Raw genomic sequence first — 20,491 nt, forward strand, 5'->3', positions numbered from 1 at the left:
AAATAAAGCATAACAAAAGAGCCTCTTTTAATTTGAAGAGGCTTTTTTGTTATAACGATTTGGAGTATTTTAAAATCTTGTTTATACTTTCTTCTGATGGATTTTTAATCAGTTTGTTTAAAGCAGGTTTTAACTGTTCGTAAAACAAGTGTTCTTCTATAGTAAAATTTTTCATAGCAGTTTTCTCCTCGTTATTTTGTTCGCCAAACAATTCAGAGTTGTGTTGTGTAAAAGTTTCTATCATAAGCTTTAACTGTTAAAATTTGTTAAATATAAAATAGAAACGTTAAGCTGCTGCTATTATTTTACAGTCAAATAAAAAATCAATTTTTTAATGATAATTCTTTTTCGGTAATCATTTTGCGCAGATTATTTAGTGCATAACGCATTCTTCCTAAAGCTGTATTTATGCTTACTTGTGTTAAATCTGCAATTTCTTTAAAAGATAAATCGCCATAATGTCTCATAATTAATACCTCTTTTTGCTCAGATGGTAATAAATGAATTAGTTGCTTTAAATCTTTATGGGTTTGTTCTTTAACCATTTTGTCCTCAGCACTTTCGTCGTAAATCCCTAAAACATCAAAAATGTCAAAACCATCTGTATTAGTAATAACTGGCGATCTTTTTTGTTTCCTAAAATAATCTATAACCAAGTTGTGGCCTATTCTAAGTACCCATGGTAAAAATTTACCTTCTTCGTTATATCTACCTTGTTTTAAGGTTTTGATAACTTTGATAAAAGTGTCTTGAAAAATATCTTCAGCCAAATATTCATCTTTTACTAATAAATAAATGGATGTATATATTCTTGATTTGTGTCTGGTAATTAATTCTGTTAGAGCAGCATCTTTGCCTTTGATATAAAGATGTACCAGTTCTTGGTCTGATTTGGTTTGATAGCTCATAATTCCTCCTAGTTAATTCTTCCTGTTGTTAGTTCTAATTAAGTAAGAGTTTTCTCTATAAGCTAAAAATTTGAGTTGTTAAATTTATTGTTACCAAATGAAATAATAATTTTATAAAAATCAAAATTTAATTGTCAAGTTTTTTAAAAGATACATTATTTTCATCAATTGAGATATTTTAAAATACAAAAGCTAATTAAACTCTATTACGCTAGCTTTTGTTAATTTGCTACATCTTTGCAAGATATATTAAAAATAAGTCAAAATACTTAATAATGTGCAAAACAATTTTTAGAAGCCCTACTTTTGTAAAAGGATGATAGAAGATAAAAACTCGGTAAATAATATAATTATAAAAGGGGCAAGGGTTCATAACCTAAAAAATTTAGATGTTGCCATACCCAAAAATAAACTGGTAGTGGTTACAGGAATGTCTGGCTCTGGAAAATCGTCTTTAGCTTTTGATACACTATACGCCGAGGGGCAAAGGAGATATGTAGAAAGTTTATCTTCTTACGCTAGGCAGTTTCTAGGTCGGATGAATAAGCCTGATGTAGATTACATCAAAGGTATTGCTCCTGCTATTGCCATAGAGCAAAAAGTAATTACATCAAATCCAAGATCTACTGTTGGTACATCAACAGAGATTTATGATTATTTAAAGCTACTTTTTAGTAGAATAGGAAAAACGATTTCCCCGGTTTCTGGTGCCGTTGTTAAAAAAGATTCGGTTACTGATGTTGTAAATTATATATCCGCATTACCAGAAGACTCAACGGTTACTATTTTATGTCCTTTACATCCACACAATAACAGAACTTTAAAAGAAGAGTTAGCTGTATTATTGCAGAAAGGCTTCGCCAGAGTTGTTTTTAAAGGTGAGATAAAAAAGGTTGAAGCCATCCTGGAAGATGCTAGTATTAAAAACGAATATTTAGCCGATGAGCATGCAATCTTAATCCTGATAGATAGGGTAGTAACCAATCAAGAAGATGAAACTTTAAGTAGAATTGCCGACTCTGTACAAACCGCTTTTTTTGAAGGTAAAGGAGACTGCTTTGTTGATTATGATGATGATAGAAAGCATTTTACAGATAGGTTTGAGTTGGATGGGATAAAGTTTGAAGAGCCAACGCCAAATTTCTTTAGTTTTAATAATCCTTATGGAGCATGCCCGAAATGCGAAGGTTATGGTAAAGTAATCGGTATTGATGAAGATTTGGTTATCCCTGATAAATCAAAATCTATTTATGATGGTGCTATAGCTCCTTGGCGTGGCGAGAAAATGAGAGAATGGTTAGATAAGCTGATTAAAAATGCATCTAAATTCGATTTTCCTATTCACAGATCTGTTAGTCAGCTAACCGTTGCAGAGCGTAAATTACTTTGGAAGGGGAATAAATACTTTGAAGGTTTAGATGACTTTTTTAAATACTTAGAAGAACAAACTTATAAAATTCAATATCGGGTAATGCTATCACGTTATCGTGGTAAAACCAATTGCCCAGATTGTTTGGGTACACGTTTACGTCCAGATGCTGCTTACGTAAAAATAAACGGCTTTTCTATTACAGATTTGGTTTTGATGCCTTTAGAAGGGTTATTAGACTTTTTTAAAAACATCCAGTTAGATGAGCAACAACAAAAAATATCCAAAAGATTATTGTTAGAAATCACTAACAGAGTGGTTTTCTTAAATGAAGTTGGTTTGGGATATTTAACCTTAAATCGTTTATCTAACACCTTATCCGGTGGCGAGTCGCAAAGAATTAATTTAGCAACATCTCTTGGCAGTTCTTTAGTAGGCTCTGTTTATGTTCTAGATGAGCCAAGTATTGGTTTACACCCTAGAGATACTAACAGACTAATAGGTGTTTTAAAATCTTTACGAGATGTTGGTAACACTGTTTTGGTGGTAGAGCATGAAGAAGAAATTATGCAAGCCGCAGATCATATTATCGATATCGGTCCCGAAGCAGGTACACAAGGAGGAAATTTAATTTTCGAAGGCTCTTACCAACAAATTCTTAAAGATGAGAAGAGTTTAACCGGTAAATACCTTAGTGGAAGAGAAGCAATTGCAATTCCTAAGAATAGAAGAAAGCCAGTTGATTTTATAGAAATAAAAGGAGCGAGAGAAAATAACCTCCAAAATATTAATGTAAAATTCCCGCTCAACGTATTAACTGCGGTTACAGGTGTATCGGGTTCCGGAAAAACATCTTTAGTAAAAAGAGTTTTATTTCCTGCTTTACAAAAGGTTTTAGGTAATTATTCTGGCGAGCAAACCGGATTATATGATGGAATTGAAGGTGCTTATGACTTGCTAACTCAAGTAGAGTTGGTAGATCAAAATCCAATAGGGCGTTCGTCTCGTTCAAACCCGGTTACTTATGTTAAGGCTTGGGATGAGATAAGAGCTTTATATGCTGCCCAACCTGCGGCTAAAGCAGCCGGATTAAAACCAGCGGCTTTCTCTTTTAATGTTGAGGGTGGTAGGTGTGATGTTTGCCAAGGCGAAGGCGAGGTGAAAATAGAGATGCAGTTTATGGCAGACATATTCTTGCCATGTGAAGCTTGCGGAGGAAAACGTTTTAAACAACACGTTTTAGATGTTACTTACAAAGATAAAACCGTATCAGAGGTTTTAGACTTAACCATTGATGAAGCTTTAGTATTCTTTGAATCTGAGCAAAAAATCATCAATAAAATAAAACCTTTGGCAGATGTTGGTTTGGGTTATGTCCATTTAGGACAATCATCAAATACGCTATCTGGAGGCGAAGCACAAAGGATAAAATTGGCATCTTTTCTTATAAAAGGTAATAATAGTCATAAAAATTTGTTCATTTTTGACGAGCCAACCACAGGTTTGCATTTTCATGATATAAAAAAATTGCTAAAATCTTTTGAAGCTTTAATAGAACAAGGCAATACCATTATTGTGATAGAACACAATATGGATGTTATAAAATGTGCAGATTGGATTATAGATATTGGCCCAGAAGGAGGTGATAAAGGAGGAAATTTAGTTTTTGAAGGTACTCCGGAAGAATTAATAAAGCAAAAAAAATCTTATACTGGCGAGTATTTGAAAGAAAGGTTTGATTAGTTCATTAGGAAATTGGTTCATTAGGAAACTAGTTCATTGATGGAATGGTTTCATTAGGTTTAAAAAATGAAAAGAAGTGATGAGTTTTCATAACATAGAAGATTTAGAAGTTTATAAAAGAGCATTTTTACTCTCTAATGAAGTTTGGAATCAAGTATCACAATGAAAGATTTTTTTGCTAAAGAAACTATTGGTAAACAATTAGTAAGAGCAGCCGATTCTGTTGACGCAAACACTGCTGAAGGCTATGGTCGTTATCACTATAAAGAGAATAAGAATTTTTGTTATTACAGTAGAGGGTCATTATTAGAAACAAAAGGTTTTGTTAAAAAATGTAAGGATAGAGGTTTAATTTCTGAGGAAAAAACTCATGAGCTTCTTAAAGAATTAGATGAAATTCATAGGATGCTAAATGCTTATATTTCTTATATCGGTAAGAAAAAGAATGAGATATAAGATTCTAATCAACTCAATACTATTGAACTATTTATTTAATCAATGAAAGAAGAATCAAAATTAATAAGAACACAAACAACAAGATCACAAAATAGAGAACACTCTGTGCCTTTATACCTAACATCAAGTTTTATATTTGATGATGCTGAGCAAGGTAGAGCTATTTTTGCTGATGAAATACAAGGAAATATTTATTCAAGATACTCAAACCCCAACACAACCGAGTTTATTGAAAAGGTTTGCGCATTAGAAGGTGCAGAGGCGGGTTTAGCTTTTTCTTCTGGTATGGCGGCTGTATTTGCATCTTTTGCAGGCTTATTAAAAAGTGGCGATCATGTGGTGGCTTTCCGTTCTATTTTTGGTTCTACCCATCAGCTTTTAACAACTTTATTTCCTAGATGGGGCATTACCTCTACTTATGTTGATGCTGCAAATCCAGAAGGACTAGAAGCAGCCATACAAGAAAATACAAAGATGATTTTCTTAGAAACGCCATCAAACCCAGGTCTTGAGCTGGTTGATTTAGAGTGGCTTTGTAAAATCAAAGAAAAGTATCCAAACATTATTATCAATGTAGATAATTGCTTTGCAACTCCATATTTACAAAAGCCTATCGCTTACGGCGTTGATATTGTGAGTCACTCGGCCACAAAATATATGGACGGACAAGGACGTGTTTTAGGTGGTGTTGTTGCAGGAAGAGCAGATTTAATTAAAGAGATGATGTTCTTTATTAGGCATACCGGTCCGGCCATGTCTGCATTTAACGCTTGGCTATTATCTAAAAGCTTAGAGACTTTACCTGTAAGAATGGATAGGCATTGTAGCAATGCTTTAAAAGTAGCAGAAGCTTTAGAGGCTAGCACAGAAGTTGAAGTGGTGAGGTATCCGCATTTACCATCCCATCCGCAATATGATTTAGCAAAAAGACAGATGAAACAGGGGGGTGGAATTGTAACTTTTGTTATAAAAGGTGGTTTTGAAAGAGCTAAGCGTTTCTTAGATGCTTTAGAAATGGTTTTAATTTCTTCAAATCTTGGCGATTCTAGAACGATTGCTACACATCCAGCATCAACCACACATTCTAAATTATCAGAAGAAGAGCGTAAGCAAATTGGTATTTTTCCTGGTAGTATCAGAATTTCTGTAGGTTTAGAAAATATTGATGATATTGTGGAGGATATTTCTAGAGCTTTAGAGGTTAGTAGGTAAGTTCATTGGTTCATTAGTTCAATAGTATATAGTTCATTAGTTAATAGTTGGAATTAAGTTCATTTGAGTAATATGATATGTTAATTTATCTCATGATAAGCAATTCTCAATACCCATATCTCAATACTCAAATCTAAAATCAATACTCATATCAAAAAAAATGAAAGTAGAATTAAATAGAGTTAACGATGCAGTACATTTTGAAGCTGCCAGTAGTTTTAGTGATATTAAAGTACATATAGATGGCTCGCCAGAAATTGGAGGCGAAGGTTTAGGTGCTAGACCTATGGAGCTAGTTTTAATGGCCTTAGCATCTTGCAGTTCTTTAGATTTAATATCCATATTAAAAAAACAAAGACAAGTTATAGAAGATTTAAAAGTGGTAGTAGAAGCCCAAAGAAAAGATGCTATACCAGCAGTTTTCACTTCTATACACATGATTTTTAAATTTAAAGGTAACTTAGATGTACAAAAGGTAGAAAAGGCAGCAGAATTAGCTGTGAAAAAATACTGCTCTGTACATGATATGCTTGCAGCAGGTGGTGTTGATATTACCTATGCAATTGAAATAAATTAAGATGTTATCCAAGAAAACCAAATACGCTATTAGAGCACTTATTGCTTTAGGAGAACGTTACCAGAAAGAATCTGTTAATATTTCTTTTATTGCAGAGACAGAGAAAATTCCTAAGAAATTTCTCGAACAAATTTTGCTCGAGTTGCGTAATGCTGGCTTTTTATACAGTAAAAAGGGTGCTGGTGGCGGTTATTCTTTGTTGAAAGATCCTCAAGAGATAAATCTGGTTCAAGTGATGCGTTTAACAGGTGGGCCAATAGCTCAACTACCTTGCGTAAGCTTGAATTTTTATCAGCGTTGTGATGAGTGTAAAGAAGAAAGTACTTGTGGTATCAGAGATACTTTTAAAGATGTAAGAGACGCAACTTTAAAAATTTTATCAGAGACTACCATCGCAGATTTAATTGCTAAGGAGAAAAGATTAGCTCTTCCTTAATTAATTAAGAATTTAGAGCCATTAAACCTATATGAACTTAAAAATACTTATATTTATAATAAGTAACTGATTTAATGAGCTTTGTGATTTAATTTTTCTAGCTATGGTAAAGCAAAAATCAGCAGAATATATTCAACATATTTTAGCGGCTAATTCATCTAAACTTAAGTCGTTTGGTGTTAAGCAGATAGGTATATTTGGTTCTGTTGCTAAAAATGAACAACATCCAAATAGCGATATTGATATATTAGTTTCTCTTGATAAAGAAAGTAAAACCCTTCGTAATTTTCTCTCTTTAGCTTATTATTTGGAAGACTTGCTTCAACATAAAGTAGATTTAGTGACAAAGGAATCTCTGAGTAAATACATCAAAAACAATATTTTAGATACCGTTTTATATGTACCCCTCACAAATTGAGTTTCTATCACATATTTAGACGAATGCCACTATCTCGTTTCAGAATCTGAACAATCTACTTATGAAGATTTATTAGAGAACCCTCGATTAAGTAGAGCAATTTGTAGAAGTTTGGAAATTATAGGAGAAGCAAGTAGCAAATTACATCCAGATATAAAAATTAAATACCATTTGGTTCCTTGGAGGGAGATGAGTGATTTAAGAAATCGAATCATTCATCATTACTTTGGTGTTGATTATGAGATTGTATGGAATATTTTATCAATCGATATTCCAGAATTAAAAGAATGGATTACTATAATTTTAGAAGCTGAATCGAGAGAATAAATTTTTTCAAAAAATGTCTACTAATTCCGTATACTTTATATATATTTGCAGAAGTCAAAATTAGTTTGATGGTTTACAGTTGAATTTTGCCTGCAAAAATAAATAGTTGAGGTGGGTACAGGAGAGCAAGCACATCAAAAATAATTTCTAGTGTGTTAATTGAAAACCTCTTCTGAATTGTTTCAGGGAGGTTTTTTTATATAAAAATATTATGCAAAGCTTTAGAACAGAACTTGAAAATCCTTTAGTAGAAAAAGAAATTATAGATCTTGAGCAAAAGATTAGAGCTTTTCGTGAAGGAAAAATTCATGACGAAAAATTTAGAAGCCTTAGGTTGGCTAGAGGCGTTTATGGCCAAAGACAACCTGGTGTTCAAATGGTTCGTATTAAATTGCCTTTTGGTAAAGTTACTTTTAAGCAAATTTTAAAAATTGCAGATATTTCTGATGAATACGCATCAAAAAATCTGCATTTTACTACTCGTCAGGATATTCAAATTCATTATGTAAGTTTAGATAGAACACCAGAATTGTGGGCAAAACTTGCAGAAGATGATATTACTTTAAGAGAAGCTTGCGGTAACACGGTAAGAAATGTTACAGCATCGCCAACATCAGGAATAGATCCTAAAGAACCATTTGATGTTTCTCCTTATGCACAGGCATATTTCGAGTATTTTTTAAGAAATCCTATCTGCCAAGAAATGGGTAGAAAAATTAAGATTTCTTTTTCTTCAAGTGATGATGATACTGCTTTTTCTTTTATTCACGATTTAGGTTTTATCCCTAAAGTAAAAATAGAGAACGGCCAAGAAGTAAGAGGTTTTAAAGTTTTACTTGGTGGTGGTTTAGGTGCACAACCTTCTCTAGCTCATGTAGTAAGCGAGTTTATGCATGAAGATGATATTATCCCTTTTGGAGAAGCGGTACTTCGTGTTTTTGATAGATATGGCGAGCGTAATAACAGAAATAAAGCTCGTATGAAGTTCTTGGTTAATAAAATCGGGATAGACGAAGTTTTAAGATTAGTTGAAGAAGAAAAAACCGCTATAAAAGTTAAGACTTTTAAAATCAACAGAGATACGGTTAAAACTCCGATTTTACCATTAAAAGTTACTGAGCAAGTAACCGTTATAGATGAAGTAGAATACCAAAAATGGTTAGCTACTAATACCTTCGAGCAAAAGCAAAAAGGCTTTTTTGGGGCTTATATAAAAGTAAGTACTGGTGATATGCCTACTGCACAAGCAAGGTTATTGATTGATGGTATTAAGAGTTTAGTTGCTGATGAGATTAGAATTACCATTAACCAAGGTTTACTTTTAAAATATGTGCCAGCAGAGAATTTACCTGCTTTATATAATGTTTTAAAATCATTAAATCTGGTTGCATTAGGTTTTGATAGCGTTGCCGATGTAACTACCTGCCCTGGTACAGATACTTGTAATTTGGGTATCTCTAATAGTACCGAGTTAAGCCGTATTCTAGAATCAGTAATTTATGAAGAATATCCAGATTTGATTTATGATAGAGATATCAAAATTAAAATTAGTGGATGTATGAATAGCTGCGGTCAGCATGGTTTAGCACATATTGGTTTCCACGGAAGTTCTTCAAAAGCCAATGGTAAAGTTTTACCAGCGGTACAAGTACTCTTAGGTGGTGGTATTGTTGGCGATGGTTTAGGCAGAGCAGCAGATAAGGTTTTAAAAGTTCCTTCTAAGAGAGCTCCACAAGTTTTAAGAAACGTTTTGGATGATTTTCATACAAATGCAGCAGAAAATCAAACATTTCATGCTTATTACGATGAAAAAGGTAAAGATTACTTCTACCAATTATTAAAACCGTTGGCAGATAGTACTTTATTTACAGATAGTGATTTTGTTGATTGGGGGCATGAAGAAACTTTCCAAACAGCTATCGGCGTAGGTGAATGTGCCGGGGTTGTGATAGACTTAGTAGCTACTTTAATATTTGAAGCTGAAGAGAAATTTAGCTGGGCAGTAGAAGCTTTTGAAAAACAAGCTTGGGCCGATGCTATTTACTATTCTTATAGCGTATTTGTTAGCGGTGCTAAAGCATTATTGTTAGATTTAGGTGTTAATAGCAGCACACAATCTGGTATCATCAAAGAATTTACAGAGCGTTTTGAAGGTCAGTTTGTAGATGGTCCTTTTAGTGATTTAGTTTTACAAATCAATAAAAACGAGCCTTCAGCTACTTTTGCAGAGGCTTATTTAGCACAAGCAAATGATTTTCTTGAGAAAGTTAAAAATCATAGAAATCAACCAGAGTTAGAGAAATCTGCAAACGCTTAATAGCTTTTAAAAAGAATGAATCAAACATTAGCTCAAGATAGCGAAAAGGAAAAAGCTGGAAATCAGCTTTTTCCTATTTTCTTAAAGCTACAAAACTTCAATACCTTATTGGTAGGTGGTGGTAATGTAGGTTTAGAAAAGCTTGAAGCTATGTTAAATAATAGTCCTGATGCAAATATTACCGTAGTTGCAGATAGGTATTTAGACGAGGTTTTTACCTTGTTAGAGAAACATCCGCAAGTAAAAACTATTCATCGTCAATTCCAAGTATCAGATCTAGAAGGTAAAGAGCTGGTGATATTAGCTACTGATAATTACGAGCTTCACCAACAAATACAGCAATTATGTAAGGTAAACGGTATATTGGTTAATGTTGCTGATACTCCGCATCTATGTGATTTTTATCTAGGCTCAATCGTAAAAAAAGGAAATCTGAAAATTGCTATTTCTACTAACGGTAAATCGCCAACGGTAGCTAAAAGACTAAAGCAGGTTTTAAACGAAAGTTTACCAGATGAGTTAGATCAAACTCTAGATAACATCAATAAAATAAGAAATACCTTAACAGGAGATTTTGCTTATAAAGTTAAAAAGCTTAATGAAGTTACGGCTAGTTTGGTTGATGAACAACCTAAACAAAAAATTTCGCCTAAAGCTTTAGGCTGGATAATTTGGATAACCGTTCTTTTTTTTGTTGGAATAACATTTTTTGCACTTTGGAATCAAGACCCAGCTTTTAAGAATTATTTACTTACGCTTAATCCATATTTTTACTATTTTTTAATAGCAGGGTTCATCTTTGCGATGATAGATGGCGCTATTGGAATGTCTTACGGCGTAACATCTACAACTTTTTCTCTTTCTATGGGTATTCCTCCCGCTTCAGCTAGTACGGCGGTACATATCTCAGAAATATTAAGTAATGGTATAGCTGGTTGGATGCATTTTAAAATGGGCAATGTAAATAAAAAGCTTTTTAAAATGCTGGTTATCCCAGGAATTATAGGTGCTGTTATAGGTGCATTTTTATTATCATCATTAGAACATTATAGTCATTATACAAAGCCTTTAATCTCTATTTATACTTTTGTTTTAGGGGTAATTATCATCAGAAAAGCTATTATAGCCAACAGAAGAAAGAACGAGCCTGCAAAGAAAAAAATCACAAAAGTAGCTCCTCTAGGTTTTACAGGTGGTTTTGTAGATGCTGTTGGAGGCGGCGGTTGGGGTACCATTGTTTTATCAACCCTTATTGCCGGCGGCAGACATGCCCGTTACTCTTTAGGCTCAGTAAAACTGAGTAGATTTTTTGTGGCTTTAATGAGTTCCTTAACCTTTGTTACCATGTTGAATGATTTGCATTGGTACGCCGTAAGCGGTTTAGTTTTAGGAAGCGCCATAGCATCGCCCATAGCCGCCAAAGTATCAAATAAAATATCAGCCAAAACCATCATGTTTGCAGTAGGTATTATCGTGATTTTAGCGAGTAGTAAAAATATCATAGGGTTTATCATGAAATTTTTAGCATAGGGTTTAATAAAGTTTAAGAATTGTATTTTTGCCGAAATTTTAACATGAATAAAGCAGAAGAAATAAAAGAAATTATAAAAGGACTTACTCCAGAAGAGGTTTTAGCAGTTTTAGCTAAAAGCTACGAGGGTGAGATTGTTTTTTCAACCAGTTTTGGTTGGGAAGATCAAGTAATTTCGCACATGATTTTTACTAAAGACCTACCCGTAAAGGTATTTACTTTAGAAACAGGCAGATTGTTTCCGGAAACTTATTATGTATGGAATAGGACATTAGAGACCTATCAAAAGCCTATCCATACCTATTTTCCTGATGCTGCTGTGTTACAAGAGTTTGTATCGGCCAAAGGGCCAAATAGCTTTTACGAATCGGTAGAGAATAGAAAAAGCTGCTGCGGCATAAGAAAAGTTGAACCTTTAAATAGAGCTTTAAAAGGTCAGAAAATTTGGATTACAGGTATCAGGGCAGATCAATCTGCTAACCGTGAAGATATGGATTGGGTAGAGTGGGATGAGGCACATCAATTGGTAAAAGTGCATCCAATTTTTCATTGGACTTTAGAAGACGTTAAAAAATACGTTGCAGTAAATAACATCCCATATAACCCGCTGCATGATAAAGGTTTCCCTAGTATAGGTTGTGCACCATGTACCAGAGCAGTAAGAGAAGGAGAAGATTTTAGAGCAGGTAGATGGTGGTGGGAAGACCAAAGTAAAAAAGAATGCGGTTTGCATGATTTAGAAGCGAAAAGCTAAAGGCGAAAAGCCCAATAGAAAACATAAAATTTACAGAAGCTCTTAGCCTTAGGCTTTTAGCTTTCAGCATTAAAATATGGATTATTTAGATCAGTTAGAGGCAGAAGCAATTGCAATTTTAAGAGAAGTTGCAGGGCAATTTGAGAAGCCTGCACTTTTATTCTCGGGTGGTAAAGATTCTATCACATTAGTGAAATTAGCAGAAAAGGCATTCCGTCCAGGAAAATTTCCTTTCCCTTTGGTACATATTGATACCGGACACAATTTCCCTGAAACTATTGAATTTAGAGATAAATTGGTAGCACAGTTAGGAGAAAAACTTATCGTAGGCTACGTTCAAGATTCTATAGACCAAGGCAAAGTAATAGAGCAAACAGGTAAAAATGCTAGTAGAAATGCTTTACAAACAGTTACACTTCTAGATACCATTTTAGAGGGTAAGTTTGACGCTTGTATTGGTGGAGCAAGAAGAGACGAAGAGAAAGCAAGAGCTAAAGAGAGAATTTTTTCTGTTCGTGATGAGTTTGGCCAATGGGATCCAAAACGCCAACGTCCAGAGCTTTGGAATATCTACAACGGAAAAATCCATAAAGGAGAAAATGTTAGGGTATTCCCAATTAGTAATTGGACAGAGCTTGACGTTTGGAATTATATTAAGCGTGAGAATATAGAGTTACCTTCTGTTTATTTTGCTCATGAACGTGATGTTATCATGAGAAACGGACAATGGATGGCGGCTTCAGAATACCTAAATATGGATGAAGAAGATATCATCACCAGAAAAAAAGTAAGATTCAGAACCGTTGGTGATATGACTTGTACTGCGGCTGTAGAGTCTGATAAAGACCAAATAGATGATATTATTTTAGAGATTTCACAATCTAAAATAAGTGAGCGTGGTGCCAGAATGGATGATAAAGTTTCAGAAGCGGCTATGGAAGACCGTAAAAAAGGAGGATATTTCTAATGGATATTTTAAAGTTTTTAACAGCAGGAAGTGTTGATGATGGTAAAAGTACCTTAATTGGTAGAATGCTGTACGATACAGAATCTATTTTACAAGATCAATTAGAAGCTATCCAAAACTCTAGTCGTAAAAACGATGATGGTTCTATAGATTTAGCCATTTTAACAGATGGTTTAAAAGCAGAACGTGAACAAGGAATTACAATTGATGTTGCTTATAAATATTTCCAAACAGAGAAACGTAAGTTCATCATTGCTGATACACCTGGTCATATCCAGTATACCAGAAATATGGTTACAGGTGCTTCTAACGCAGATTTAGCTATTATCTTGATAGATGCCCGTAAGGGTGTTATAGAACAAACCATTCGTCATTCTTATTTAGTTTCGCTACTTGCTCTAGAGCATGTGGTAGTTTGCGTAAATAAAATGGATATGGTTGATTATAGCGAAGAAGTTTTCGAGAAAATACACGCAGATTACCATTCTTTAGCTGTTAAATTGAATTTACATGAAGTTACTTTTATCCCTGTAAGTGCGCTAAAAGGAGATAACATCGTAAATAACTCTTTAAACATGCCATGGTATAAAGGCAAAAGCTTGTTAGACCATTTAGAAACGGTACCTGTTAGAGAAATGGATGCGCTTTTACCAGCTCGTTTCCCAGTACAATGGGTAATTAGGCCACAAACAGAAGAGCTTCATGATTATAGAGGTTATGCTGGCCGTGTGGCAAGTGGTGCTTTTAAAGTAGGAGATACTATAAAAGTATTACCTTCTGGAATGAAATCAAAAATTGCTAAGATTGAAACTTTCGATGGCGAGCATGCCATTGCAGAAGAAGGAAAATCAATCACCATGCATTTAGAAGATGAGATAGATATTAGCAGAGGAGATATGATTTCTGAGGCCGAAAGACAGCCTATCGTTTCTAATTTAATTGAGGCTGATATCTGCTGGATGGATACTCGTGAATTAGATATATCAGCTACTTATTTTATACAGCATAATAGTAAGCTTACGCGATGCAAAATCCAAGAGATACTTTATAAAGTTAATATCAATACATTAGAAAAAGTAAATGCCGATGCTTTTGGATTAAATGATATTGGTAGGGTAGAAATTAAAACAGCTGATGAATTGGCTTTTGATCCTTATGAAACAAATAAAAGAAACGGTGGTGCCATTATTATTGATAGCAGAACCAATGTAACTGTTGGTGCTTTAATGCTAAGAGCCGCACTTTAAGATATAATTTATGATGGTAAAAGCTGTTGCAGAAATGTAGCAGCTTTTTTATTTAATGGCTTTTAGCCGATGAGATTTTGGTATAATATAACATACCTAAGGTTATCAATATCATTCCTATAATACTTAATGCTGATGGAGCTTTGCCATTTAGGAATAAAAGTTCTAGCATTAAGGTAATACCAATCTCGGCAGATTGTGTTGCTTCTACTGCACCCAAAATAGAAGTATTGCTACCAGCCATTTCTGTAGCTTTAAAAAATAAAATAGTAGCAATTACCCCAGACGATAAAGCTATAATACCCGATTGTAAAATCTCTGATGATGATGGTGCACCACTCCTAAAATAAGCTATAGCGGCAACTATTATCCATAAGGGCATAGATCCTAAAGTCATCCCGGCAACACGTTGTATAGCATTTAATTTAATATGCTCTTCTTCTTGAAATAGTAAAATCATCCTATTACCTAAAGGAAACATAAAGGCAGAAAATATTACCAATAAAGCTCCAATTATGATATGAAGCAAGGAAGATGATTTAACTTCTCCAATCTGAGAAATAATTACACCTAATAAGATGATACAGGTAGCAATAAAGGCCTTTTTAGGGATGATTTTTCGCTCGTCTTTGTAGATAAAAGGCGAAAGAAGTAAACCTGCAATAATAGTAGTTTGAAAAGTACCTGCAACCAACCATGCTGGGCTAAAAGATGCCGCAGCGGTTAAGGCTATATAAAAAAGTCCGAAACCTACACTACCCCATAATAACCAAGGTAAGGGATTATTAAAAACTGCTTTAAATAAGATTTTACCTCCTTTACTTAATAAAGCTACCATCAAAATAATGGGTAAGGTAATGATGTATCTTAAACATGCCGACCATAAAAAATCTCCTCCGGCACTAGCCATACTTTTATTTAAAATATAAGTGGCACTAAAAAATAGTGCAGATAGTAAACCAAATAGAATTGCTTTTAAAGGATTAGACATGTGATAATTTTTTGCAAAAGTATTATTTTAACTCATAGAAAAAACGTCTCCTTTGTTAGAGTTAATATGAAATAAGCCATATATATTTGCAGCCATGTTTTTACTCACCTTTATAGTTGCTGTAGTTGTAAATTTTGTGGGTTATTTGCCTTTCGGGAATATTAACCTTACGGCTGTTCAAATGTCTGTGAATAAAGGCATGAAACAAGCATTGGTATTTATACTTACCTTTTCCATTTTTGAGGCTTGTTTTACTTATGTATTGATGCGCTTTGCAGAGTGGTTTGCTACTAAAAAAGATATGATGCATTGGTTAGATTGGGTATTAATAGCTGTTTTTATCATTTTAGGGGTAAACAGCTGGCGTACAGCAAAAAAAGAATTAAAACCTGATACTAATCACAGAACAAGAGACAGTATAAGAACCGGCATTATATTAGGTATTTTTAATCCAATGCAAATACCCTTTTGGATGATAGGTGGGACTTATCTTATTTCTCATGAATGGATTACTACAGAAGGGTTTGGACTAGAAATTTTTGCGGTAGGTGCGGCAATAGGTGCTTTTTCTGCTTTATATTTATTTGCCAGATTTGCCCAATACATTCAAAATAAGTTTGCTTTAAGCCATCAAATCATCAATAAAAGCGTAGCTTGTATATTTTTTGCTCTAGCCATTATTCACGTTGTGAAGCTTAGTTTTTTTTAATAAATCTGATAGATAAAACAATTATTGTTTTTATATGTTTAAACACGTATATTAGATTGTAAATTAAAAATAAAAGGCATATGTCAAACATCGGAAAATGGGTTGTAGACCCTATGCACTCAGAAGTGCAATTTAAAGTGAAACATTTGGTAATTTCTACCGTAACAGGAACTTTTAAAGTATTCGATGGTAGTTTAACAACAGAAAGCGAAGATTTTACGAATGCATCTATAGATTTTTCTTTGGATGTTACCAGCATAGACACTAACCAAACAGATAGAGATAACCACTTAAAATCTGCTGATTTTTTTGATGCAGAGAAATTCCCAGTAATGAAATTTATCTCAACCGCTTTTACTAAAAGCGGAGATGATTATAAATTGGAAGGTCATTTAACTATTAAAGATGTAACCAAACCAGTTACGCTTGATGTTGAATTTGGTGGTACAGCAACAGATTTCTATAATCAAGAAAAAGCAGGTTTTGAGGTTACAGGTAAAATAAGTCGTACTGCATTTGGCTTAACTTGGAATGGCGTAACCGAGGCAGGTAAAATTGTTGTGGGCGATGAAATTAAATTGGCTATTAACGTACAATTTACAAAACAAGCATAATTTAGAACACACACTAACACACTAATATATCTTAAAGCCCTTCAAATTTGGAGGGCTTTTACTTTTTTATGAATTCTAGATTCCAAATTTTTTCTGCTTTACGCCCAATCAACCAAAAAGAAATAGCTAAAATAAAGAAGAATAAAGCTTTATGCCAGCTATCCCAGAAATATTCAAAAAACCTGCTGTATAAGTTAATGATGAGAAAGGTAGCCCCAAACTCTCTAGCCATTTCATCTTTAAACTTAAAGCCAATAAATAGGGTAATGATACAGATGGAAATAGAAAGTAAAGCCCAAGCAAAAAGCTGTATTTGGTTTACCTGATACCATTGGTCTATGGAAGCAAAATTTCCGAAAATTGATAAGAGCCAAAGTGCCGAAAATGAGTATAATAAACCAATAAAATAAGTGGTTTGAAAAAGAAATTGATGTTTTTTAATATTCTTTAATGTAAAAGATAAAGCAGTTAGTATAGCTCCAAAACAAACAAAACGTAAAGGGTAATTCATCCCTAAGAAATAAAAATTACTTCTTGATAGATAGCTGCTTTCTGTACCAAACCAAGCGCCTAGGGAGAATAGCGCAAAAGCCCATATCAACCTAGATTTAAAGAAATAGCCTAGAAATGCATAAACAGGTATCGCCATCAGGAAAATAGTAGAATATCTATCAGTATTACCTTGAAAAGATTTTCCTAAGTAAGCTAAACCATTTGCAATAAGCATCACACCTATAAAAAGTAAGGCTTCATTTGTGAATTGCTGTTTAGGTAAGATTATTCTTCTTTTATTGCCCCTATGAAGTATCCAAGCGGCTATAGCAAAAGATAATAAACTGATGACATAATTTGGAGCATCGTAAATTTGATAAATAAAATTTAGTATTTCATCATCAATAAGGAGGGAGCCTAAAGCAAATACACCACAAGCTAGTGCAATATAAATAGAGTATTGTGCTAATTTGCGCCAATCAAATGCTTTGGTTTCATAAGAAGATTTTAGCTTTTGGGCAGTTTCTTCTTCAATGATAGATTCTTGTTGCCAATAATCTATCATTTCATCTAAAAACTCTGCTTTCTCGCGGTCTATATTCATATTTAACCCTTTAAAATAAGCTGGCAAAATATCAGCCAATAGCTATAAATTTAAGATACAAATATTTTCTCTACAGCAATTTTATCTTTAGCAAGTTGAGCGGTAAGTTGCTCTAGATTTTCGAATTTAATATCATGTCTAATAAAGTGAAGAAAATCTAATTGAATATGTTGATGGTAAATATCATCGGCAAAATCAAAAATATTTACTTCAATATTTTGGCTCATTCCGTTAATGGTTGGCCTGTGGCCAATATAAGCCATGCCTTTATATATTTTTGATTTTTGATTTTTGATTTTTGATTGATTTGGTTGAAAAGGGTTATCAATCACTTGATTTTTATTTCTCAAATCCTGAATTTTAACCTCTACAGCATAAATCCCGTCAGACGGAATAAGCTTATAGTTTTCTTCAATAAATAAATTGGCGGTAGGGTAGCCAAGGGTACGCCCAATTTGGTCGCCTTTGATAACTTTTCCGGTTAAAGAAAAAGGATGCCCCATAAAATCATGAGCTGTTTTTACATCACCAGCTAAAATAGCTTCTCTTATTTTGGTTGATGAAACTGTAACATCGTTAATATCTTGCTCGGGTATTTCTTCAACTTTATAATTAAAAGTAGTTGAAAAATGTTGAAGCTCTTTTAAACTTCCGCTCCGGTGTTTACCAAACCTATGGTCGTAACCAATAATGATGGTTTTAGTTCCAATTTTATCAACAAGAATGTCTTTGATATAGTTCTCAGGACTTAAGTTAGAGAAATCTCTGGTAAAGGGCGTTATAATTAGATGGTTTACGCCTAAGCTACTTAGTAAAGCAGCTTTTTCTATCATATTATTGATAAGTTTTAGCTGATGATCTTCTGGATGAAGAATCATTCTTGGATGCGGAAAAAAAGTGAGGATAACTGTTTCTCCGTTTATTTTGGCAGCTTCTTCAACAAGTTTTCCTATTATTTTTTGATGACCTAGATGTACACCATCAAAAGTACCTATGGTAACTACAGCGTTATCTAGCTTCTTAAACTCATTTATATGATTATAAATCTTCATGATACTGAATTATTTAAAATCAGGGTTTTGTTTAATCTCTCTGATGTGATTTACCAATTCCATAATCTCAAAAGCATCATCAATATTAAAATTACCACTTTTAGTTCTTCTAAGTTTACTTAAATAAGCGCCGTTATTTAGTTTTTTACCAAAATCATGAGCCAAGGAACGTATATAAGTTCCTTTACTACAAACCACTCTAAAATCTATTTCAGGAAGCTCTATTCTGGTAATTTCAAACTCAGAAATGGTAACTTTTCTTGATTTTAGTTCAACATCTTCACCTCTTCTTGCTTTCATGTAAAGCCTTTCGCCATCAACCTTAATGGCCGAGTGTGCTGGTGGAAATTGGTCTAATTCACCGATAAAATGTTTGGTATTGTTTTTTATAGCATCTTCTGTAAGTCCTGATATATCAAAATGTTGATCAACTTCAGTTTCTAAATCATAAGAGGGAGTAGTAGCTCCAATGGTTATAGTGCCAGTATATTCTTTCTCCTCAGCCTGAAAAGTATCTATTTGTTTGGTGAGTTTTCCTGTACAAATAATTAATAAACCGGTAGCCAAAGGGTCTAAAGTACCTGCATGCCCAACTTTTAATTTTAAAGGTTTAAAAGAGTTACGCAGTTTACCTACTACGTCAAAAGATGTCCATTTATAAGGCTTGTTTATGAGTAAAATTTCGCCAGTAGTAAAATTAAAATCTGGGAATTTCTTTTCTTGAACTTCTTCCATTACATCACCTGTAGGTTGGCTCCGCTTAATATAAAAGCAATTAATATGGCTCCAACTATAATTCTGTATATTCCAAACACTTTAAAGCCATGCTTGCTTAAATAGCCTATAAAACTTTTTATCGCAATTAATGCTACCACAAAACCAACGATATTACCAACTAAAAGTAAGTTCAATTCCTCGTTGGTAATGGTATTGCCGTCTTTATAAAAGTCGAATAGTTTTTTTGCTGTTGCTGCAAACATGGTTGGTACAGCCAAAAAGAAAGAAAACTCCGCAGCTGCTTTTCTACTCAATTTTTGTGTCATTCCACCAATAATACTAGCCGCAGATCTTGAAACGCCAGGTATCATCGCAATACATTGAAACAAACCTATTTTAAAAGCTGTTGAATAGTTGATAGCATCAGAATCATTTATATTTCCATCTTTAAACCATTTATCAACAAATAACAATAAAATTCCTCCAATCAATAAAGAAATAGCAACCGTAAGCGGACTTTCTAATAATTCGTCTATTTTATCGCTAAAAAGAACACCAAAAATAATGGCAGGAATAAAAGCTACAAACAATTTGAAATAGAAATCTATAGACCTAAAAAATCTCTTGAAATAAAGTACAAAAACCGATAGAATAGTGCCTAATTGTATGGCAACAGTAAATAGTTTAACAAAGTTATTTGATTGTATGCCCATTAAAGAAGAGGCAATAATCATGTGGCCAGTAGAAGAAACTGGTAAAAATTCTGTTAAACCTTCTATAATGGCTAAAATAATAGCTTCTAAAAGATTCATTAATGAGATTTAGGTGTTGATTTTTTTAAGATAGCGTAAAAGCCTAAAGCAAAGCCAGCTAAAACCACAATAGGTGCTAAAACAGTTTTTCTAAAATCATAAATATCCGTATCGCCTGTCATTAAAGCAAAACCAATAATTACGATAGCGATACTGATAACCAGAAACTGATAATTGCTTTTACCAAAAACAAATTGAACTTTATTATCTGGGGTTGATGTTGGTTTTTGAGACATGG

The 20,491-nt window shown here is 33.5% G+C and carries 22 protein-coding genes; 14 read left to right on the top strand and 8 right to left on the bottom strand.

Annotated elements, in window-relative coordinates; genetic code table 11:
• Nucleotides 1-49: 49 nt before the first annotated feature.
• Both H510_RS0111345 and H510_RS0111350 read right to left on the bottom strand, forming a co-directional pair.
• Nucleotides 50-244, bottom strand: a complete 195-nt coding sequence (locus tag H510_RS0111345; protein WP_026904436.1) for a hypothetical protein — start codon at nucleotides 242-244, stop codon at nucleotides 50-52.
• Between the two features lie 79 nt (nucleotides 245-323).
• A complete protein-coding gene (locus tag H510_RS0111350; protein WP_026904437.1) occupies nucleotides 324-908 on the bottom strand; it encodes an RNA polymerase sigma factor in 585 nt (194 codons plus the stop codon).
• 316 nt (nucleotides 909-1,224) lie between these two features.
• Between H510_RS0111350 and uvrA the strand changes: the two genes are divergently transcribed.
• The 12 genes from uvrA to cysN all read left to right on the top strand — a co-directional run bounded on the left by uvrA (nucleotide 1,225) and on the right by cysN (nucleotide 14,262).
• On the top strand, nucleotides 1,225-4,020 hold the full coding sequence (uvrA, locus tag H510_RS0111355) for an excinuclease ABC subunit UvrA (RefSeq protein WP_026904438.1): 2,796 nt from the start codon (nucleotides 1,225-1,227) through the stop codon (nucleotides 4,018-4,020).
• A 162-nt stretch (nucleotides 4,021-4,182) separates the two neighbouring features.
• On the top strand, nucleotides 4,183-4,476 hold the full coding sequence (locus H510_RS18750; protein ID WP_155977944.1) for a four helix bundle protein: 294 nt from the start codon (nucleotides 4,183-4,185) through the stop codon (nucleotides 4,474-4,476).
• A 42-nt stretch (nucleotides 4,477-4,518) separates the two neighbouring features.
• Nucleotides 4,519-5,688, top strand: coding sequence for a trans-sulfuration enzyme family protein (locus H510_RS0111365; protein ID WP_026904439.1), 1,170 nt, complete (start codon nucleotides 4,519-4,521; stop codon nucleotides 5,686-5,688).
• Between the two features lie 160 nt (nucleotides 5,689-5,848).
• Nucleotides 5,849-6,265: an OsmC family protein gene (locus tag H510_RS0111370; RefSeq protein ID WP_026904440.1), complete on the top strand. Its 417-nt coding sequence runs from the start codon at nucleotides 5,849-5,851 to the stop codon at nucleotides 6,263-6,265.
• Nucleotide 6,266: 1 nt separating this feature from the next.
• Nucleotides 6,267-6,701 (top strand): RrF2 family transcriptional regulator, encoded by a 435-nt coding sequence (locus H510_RS0111375; RefSeq protein ID WP_026904441.1) that lies wholly within the window; start codon nucleotides 6,267-6,269, stop codon nucleotides 6,699-6,701.
• A 103-nt stretch (nucleotides 6,702-6,804) separates the two neighbouring features.
• A complete protein-coding gene (locus H510_RS0111380) occupies nucleotides 6,805-7,119 on the top strand; it encodes a nucleotidyltransferase family protein (protein WP_036692665.1) in 315 nt (104 codons plus the stop codon).
• Between the two features lie 6 nt (nucleotides 7,120-7,125).
• On the top strand, nucleotides 7,126-7,446 hold the full coding sequence (locus H510_RS0111385) for a HepT-like ribonuclease domain-containing protein (protein ID WP_026904443.1): 321 nt from the start codon (nucleotides 7,126-7,128) through the stop codon (nucleotides 7,444-7,446).
• A gap of 211 nt (nucleotides 7,447-7,657) precedes the next feature.
• Nucleotides 7,658-9,763 carry a HEPN domain-containing protein gene (locus H510_RS0111390; RefSeq protein ID WP_026904444.1) on the top strand — a complete coding sequence of 702 codons (2,106 nt, stop codon included), beginning with the start codon at nucleotides 7,658-7,660 and terminating at the stop codon, nucleotides 9,761-9,763.
• A 15-nt stretch (nucleotides 9,764-9,778) separates the two neighbouring features.
• Nucleotides 9,779-11,293, top strand: a complete 1,515-nt coding sequence (locus tag H510_RS0111395; RefSeq protein ID WP_026904445.1) for a TSUP family transporter — start codon at nucleotides 9,779-9,781, stop codon at nucleotides 11,291-11,293.
• Between the two features lie 44 nt (nucleotides 11,294-11,337).
• Nucleotides 11,338-12,048, top strand: a complete 711-nt coding sequence (locus tag H510_RS0111400) for a phosphoadenylyl-sulfate reductase (protein ID WP_026904446.1) — start codon at nucleotides 11,338-11,340, stop codon at nucleotides 12,046-12,048.
• Between the two features lie 76 nt (nucleotides 12,049-12,124).
• On the top strand, nucleotides 12,125-13,015 hold the full coding sequence (gene cysD / locus H510_RS0111405) for a sulfate adenylyltransferase subunit CysD (protein WP_026904447.1): 891 nt from the start codon (nucleotides 12,125-12,127) through the stop codon (nucleotides 13,013-13,015).
• Nucleotides 13,015-14,262 (top strand): sulfate adenylyltransferase subunit CysN, encoded by a 1,248-nt coding sequence (cysN, locus tag H510_RS0111410; RefSeq protein WP_026904448.1) that lies wholly within the window; start codon nucleotides 13,015-13,017, stop codon nucleotides 14,260-14,262. Before cysD ends, cysN begins: the two co-directional genes overlap by 1 nt.
• Nucleotides 14,263-14,314: 52 nt before the next feature.
• Here the strand turns inward: cysN and H510_RS0111415 are convergent, their stop codons facing one another.
• A complete protein-coding gene (locus tag H510_RS0111415) occupies nucleotides 14,315-15,253 on the bottom strand; it encodes a DMT family transporter (RefSeq protein WP_026904449.1) in 939 nt (312 codons plus the stop codon).
• A 94-nt stretch (nucleotides 15,254-15,347) separates the two neighbouring features.
• Between H510_RS0111415 and H510_RS0111420 the strand changes: the two genes are divergently transcribed.
• Both H510_RS0111420 and H510_RS0111425 read left to right on the top strand, forming a co-directional pair.
• Nucleotides 15,348-15,962, top strand: a complete 615-nt coding sequence (locus tag H510_RS0111420; RefSeq protein ID WP_026904450.1) for a LysE family transporter — start codon at nucleotides 15,348-15,350, stop codon at nucleotides 15,960-15,962.
• Between the two features lie 80 nt (nucleotides 15,963-16,042).
• Nucleotides 16,043-16,576 (top strand): YceI family protein, encoded by a 534-nt coding sequence (locus tag H510_RS0111425; RefSeq protein ID WP_026904451.1) that lies wholly within the window; start codon nucleotides 16,043-16,045, stop codon nucleotides 16,574-16,576.
• A gap of 58 nt (nucleotides 16,577-16,634) precedes the next feature.
• Here H510_RS0111425 and H510_RS0111430 read toward each other — a convergent pair whose 3' ends face one another.
• From H510_RS0111430 to H510_RS0111450, 5 genes are read right to left on the bottom strand one after another with little or no spacing between them, the layout of a single operon-like run.
• Nucleotides 16,635-17,711 (bottom strand): DUF2157 domain-containing protein, encoded by a 1,077-nt coding sequence (locus H510_RS0111430; RefSeq protein WP_245584826.1) that lies wholly within the window; start codon nucleotides 17,709-17,711, stop codon nucleotides 16,635-16,637.
• An 11-nt stretch (nucleotides 17,712-17,722) separates the two neighbouring features.
• On the bottom strand, nucleotides 17,723-18,724 hold the full coding sequence (locus tag H510_RS0111435) for a bifunctional riboflavin kinase/FAD synthetase (protein WP_026904453.1): 1,002 nt from the start codon (nucleotides 18,722-18,724) through the stop codon (nucleotides 17,723-17,725).
• A gap of 9 nt (nucleotides 18,725-18,733) precedes the next feature.
• The gene (truB, locus tag H510_RS0111440) at nucleotides 18,734-19,459 is read right to left on the bottom strand and encodes a tRNA pseudouridine(55) synthase TruB (protein ID WP_026904454.1); all 726 of its coding nucleotides are present in this window, start codon (nucleotides 19,457-19,459) and stop codon (nucleotides 18,734-18,736) included.
• The gene (locus tag H510_RS0111445; RefSeq protein ID WP_026904455.1) at nucleotides 19,459-20,253 is read right to left on the bottom strand and encodes an undecaprenyl-diphosphate phosphatase; all 795 of its coding nucleotides are present in this window, start codon (nucleotides 20,251-20,253) and stop codon (nucleotides 19,459-19,461) included. The genes truB and H510_RS0111445 overlap by 1 nt, the downstream gene beginning before the upstream one ends.
• A complete protein-coding gene (locus H510_RS0111450; protein ID WP_026904456.1) occupies nucleotides 20,253-20,489 on the bottom strand; it encodes a DUF3098 domain-containing protein in 237 nt (78 codons plus the stop codon). The genes H510_RS0111445 and H510_RS0111450 overlap by 1 nt, the downstream gene beginning before the upstream one ends.
• Between the last annotated feature and the right edge of the window lie 2 nt (nucleotides 20,490-20,491).

Source organism: Pedobacter glucosidilyticus DSM 23534, from assembly GCF_000425145.1.
Taxonomy (GTDB): Bacteria; Bacteroidota; Bacteroidia; order Sphingobacteriales; family Sphingobacteriaceae; genus Pseudopedobacter; species Pseudopedobacter glucosidilyticus.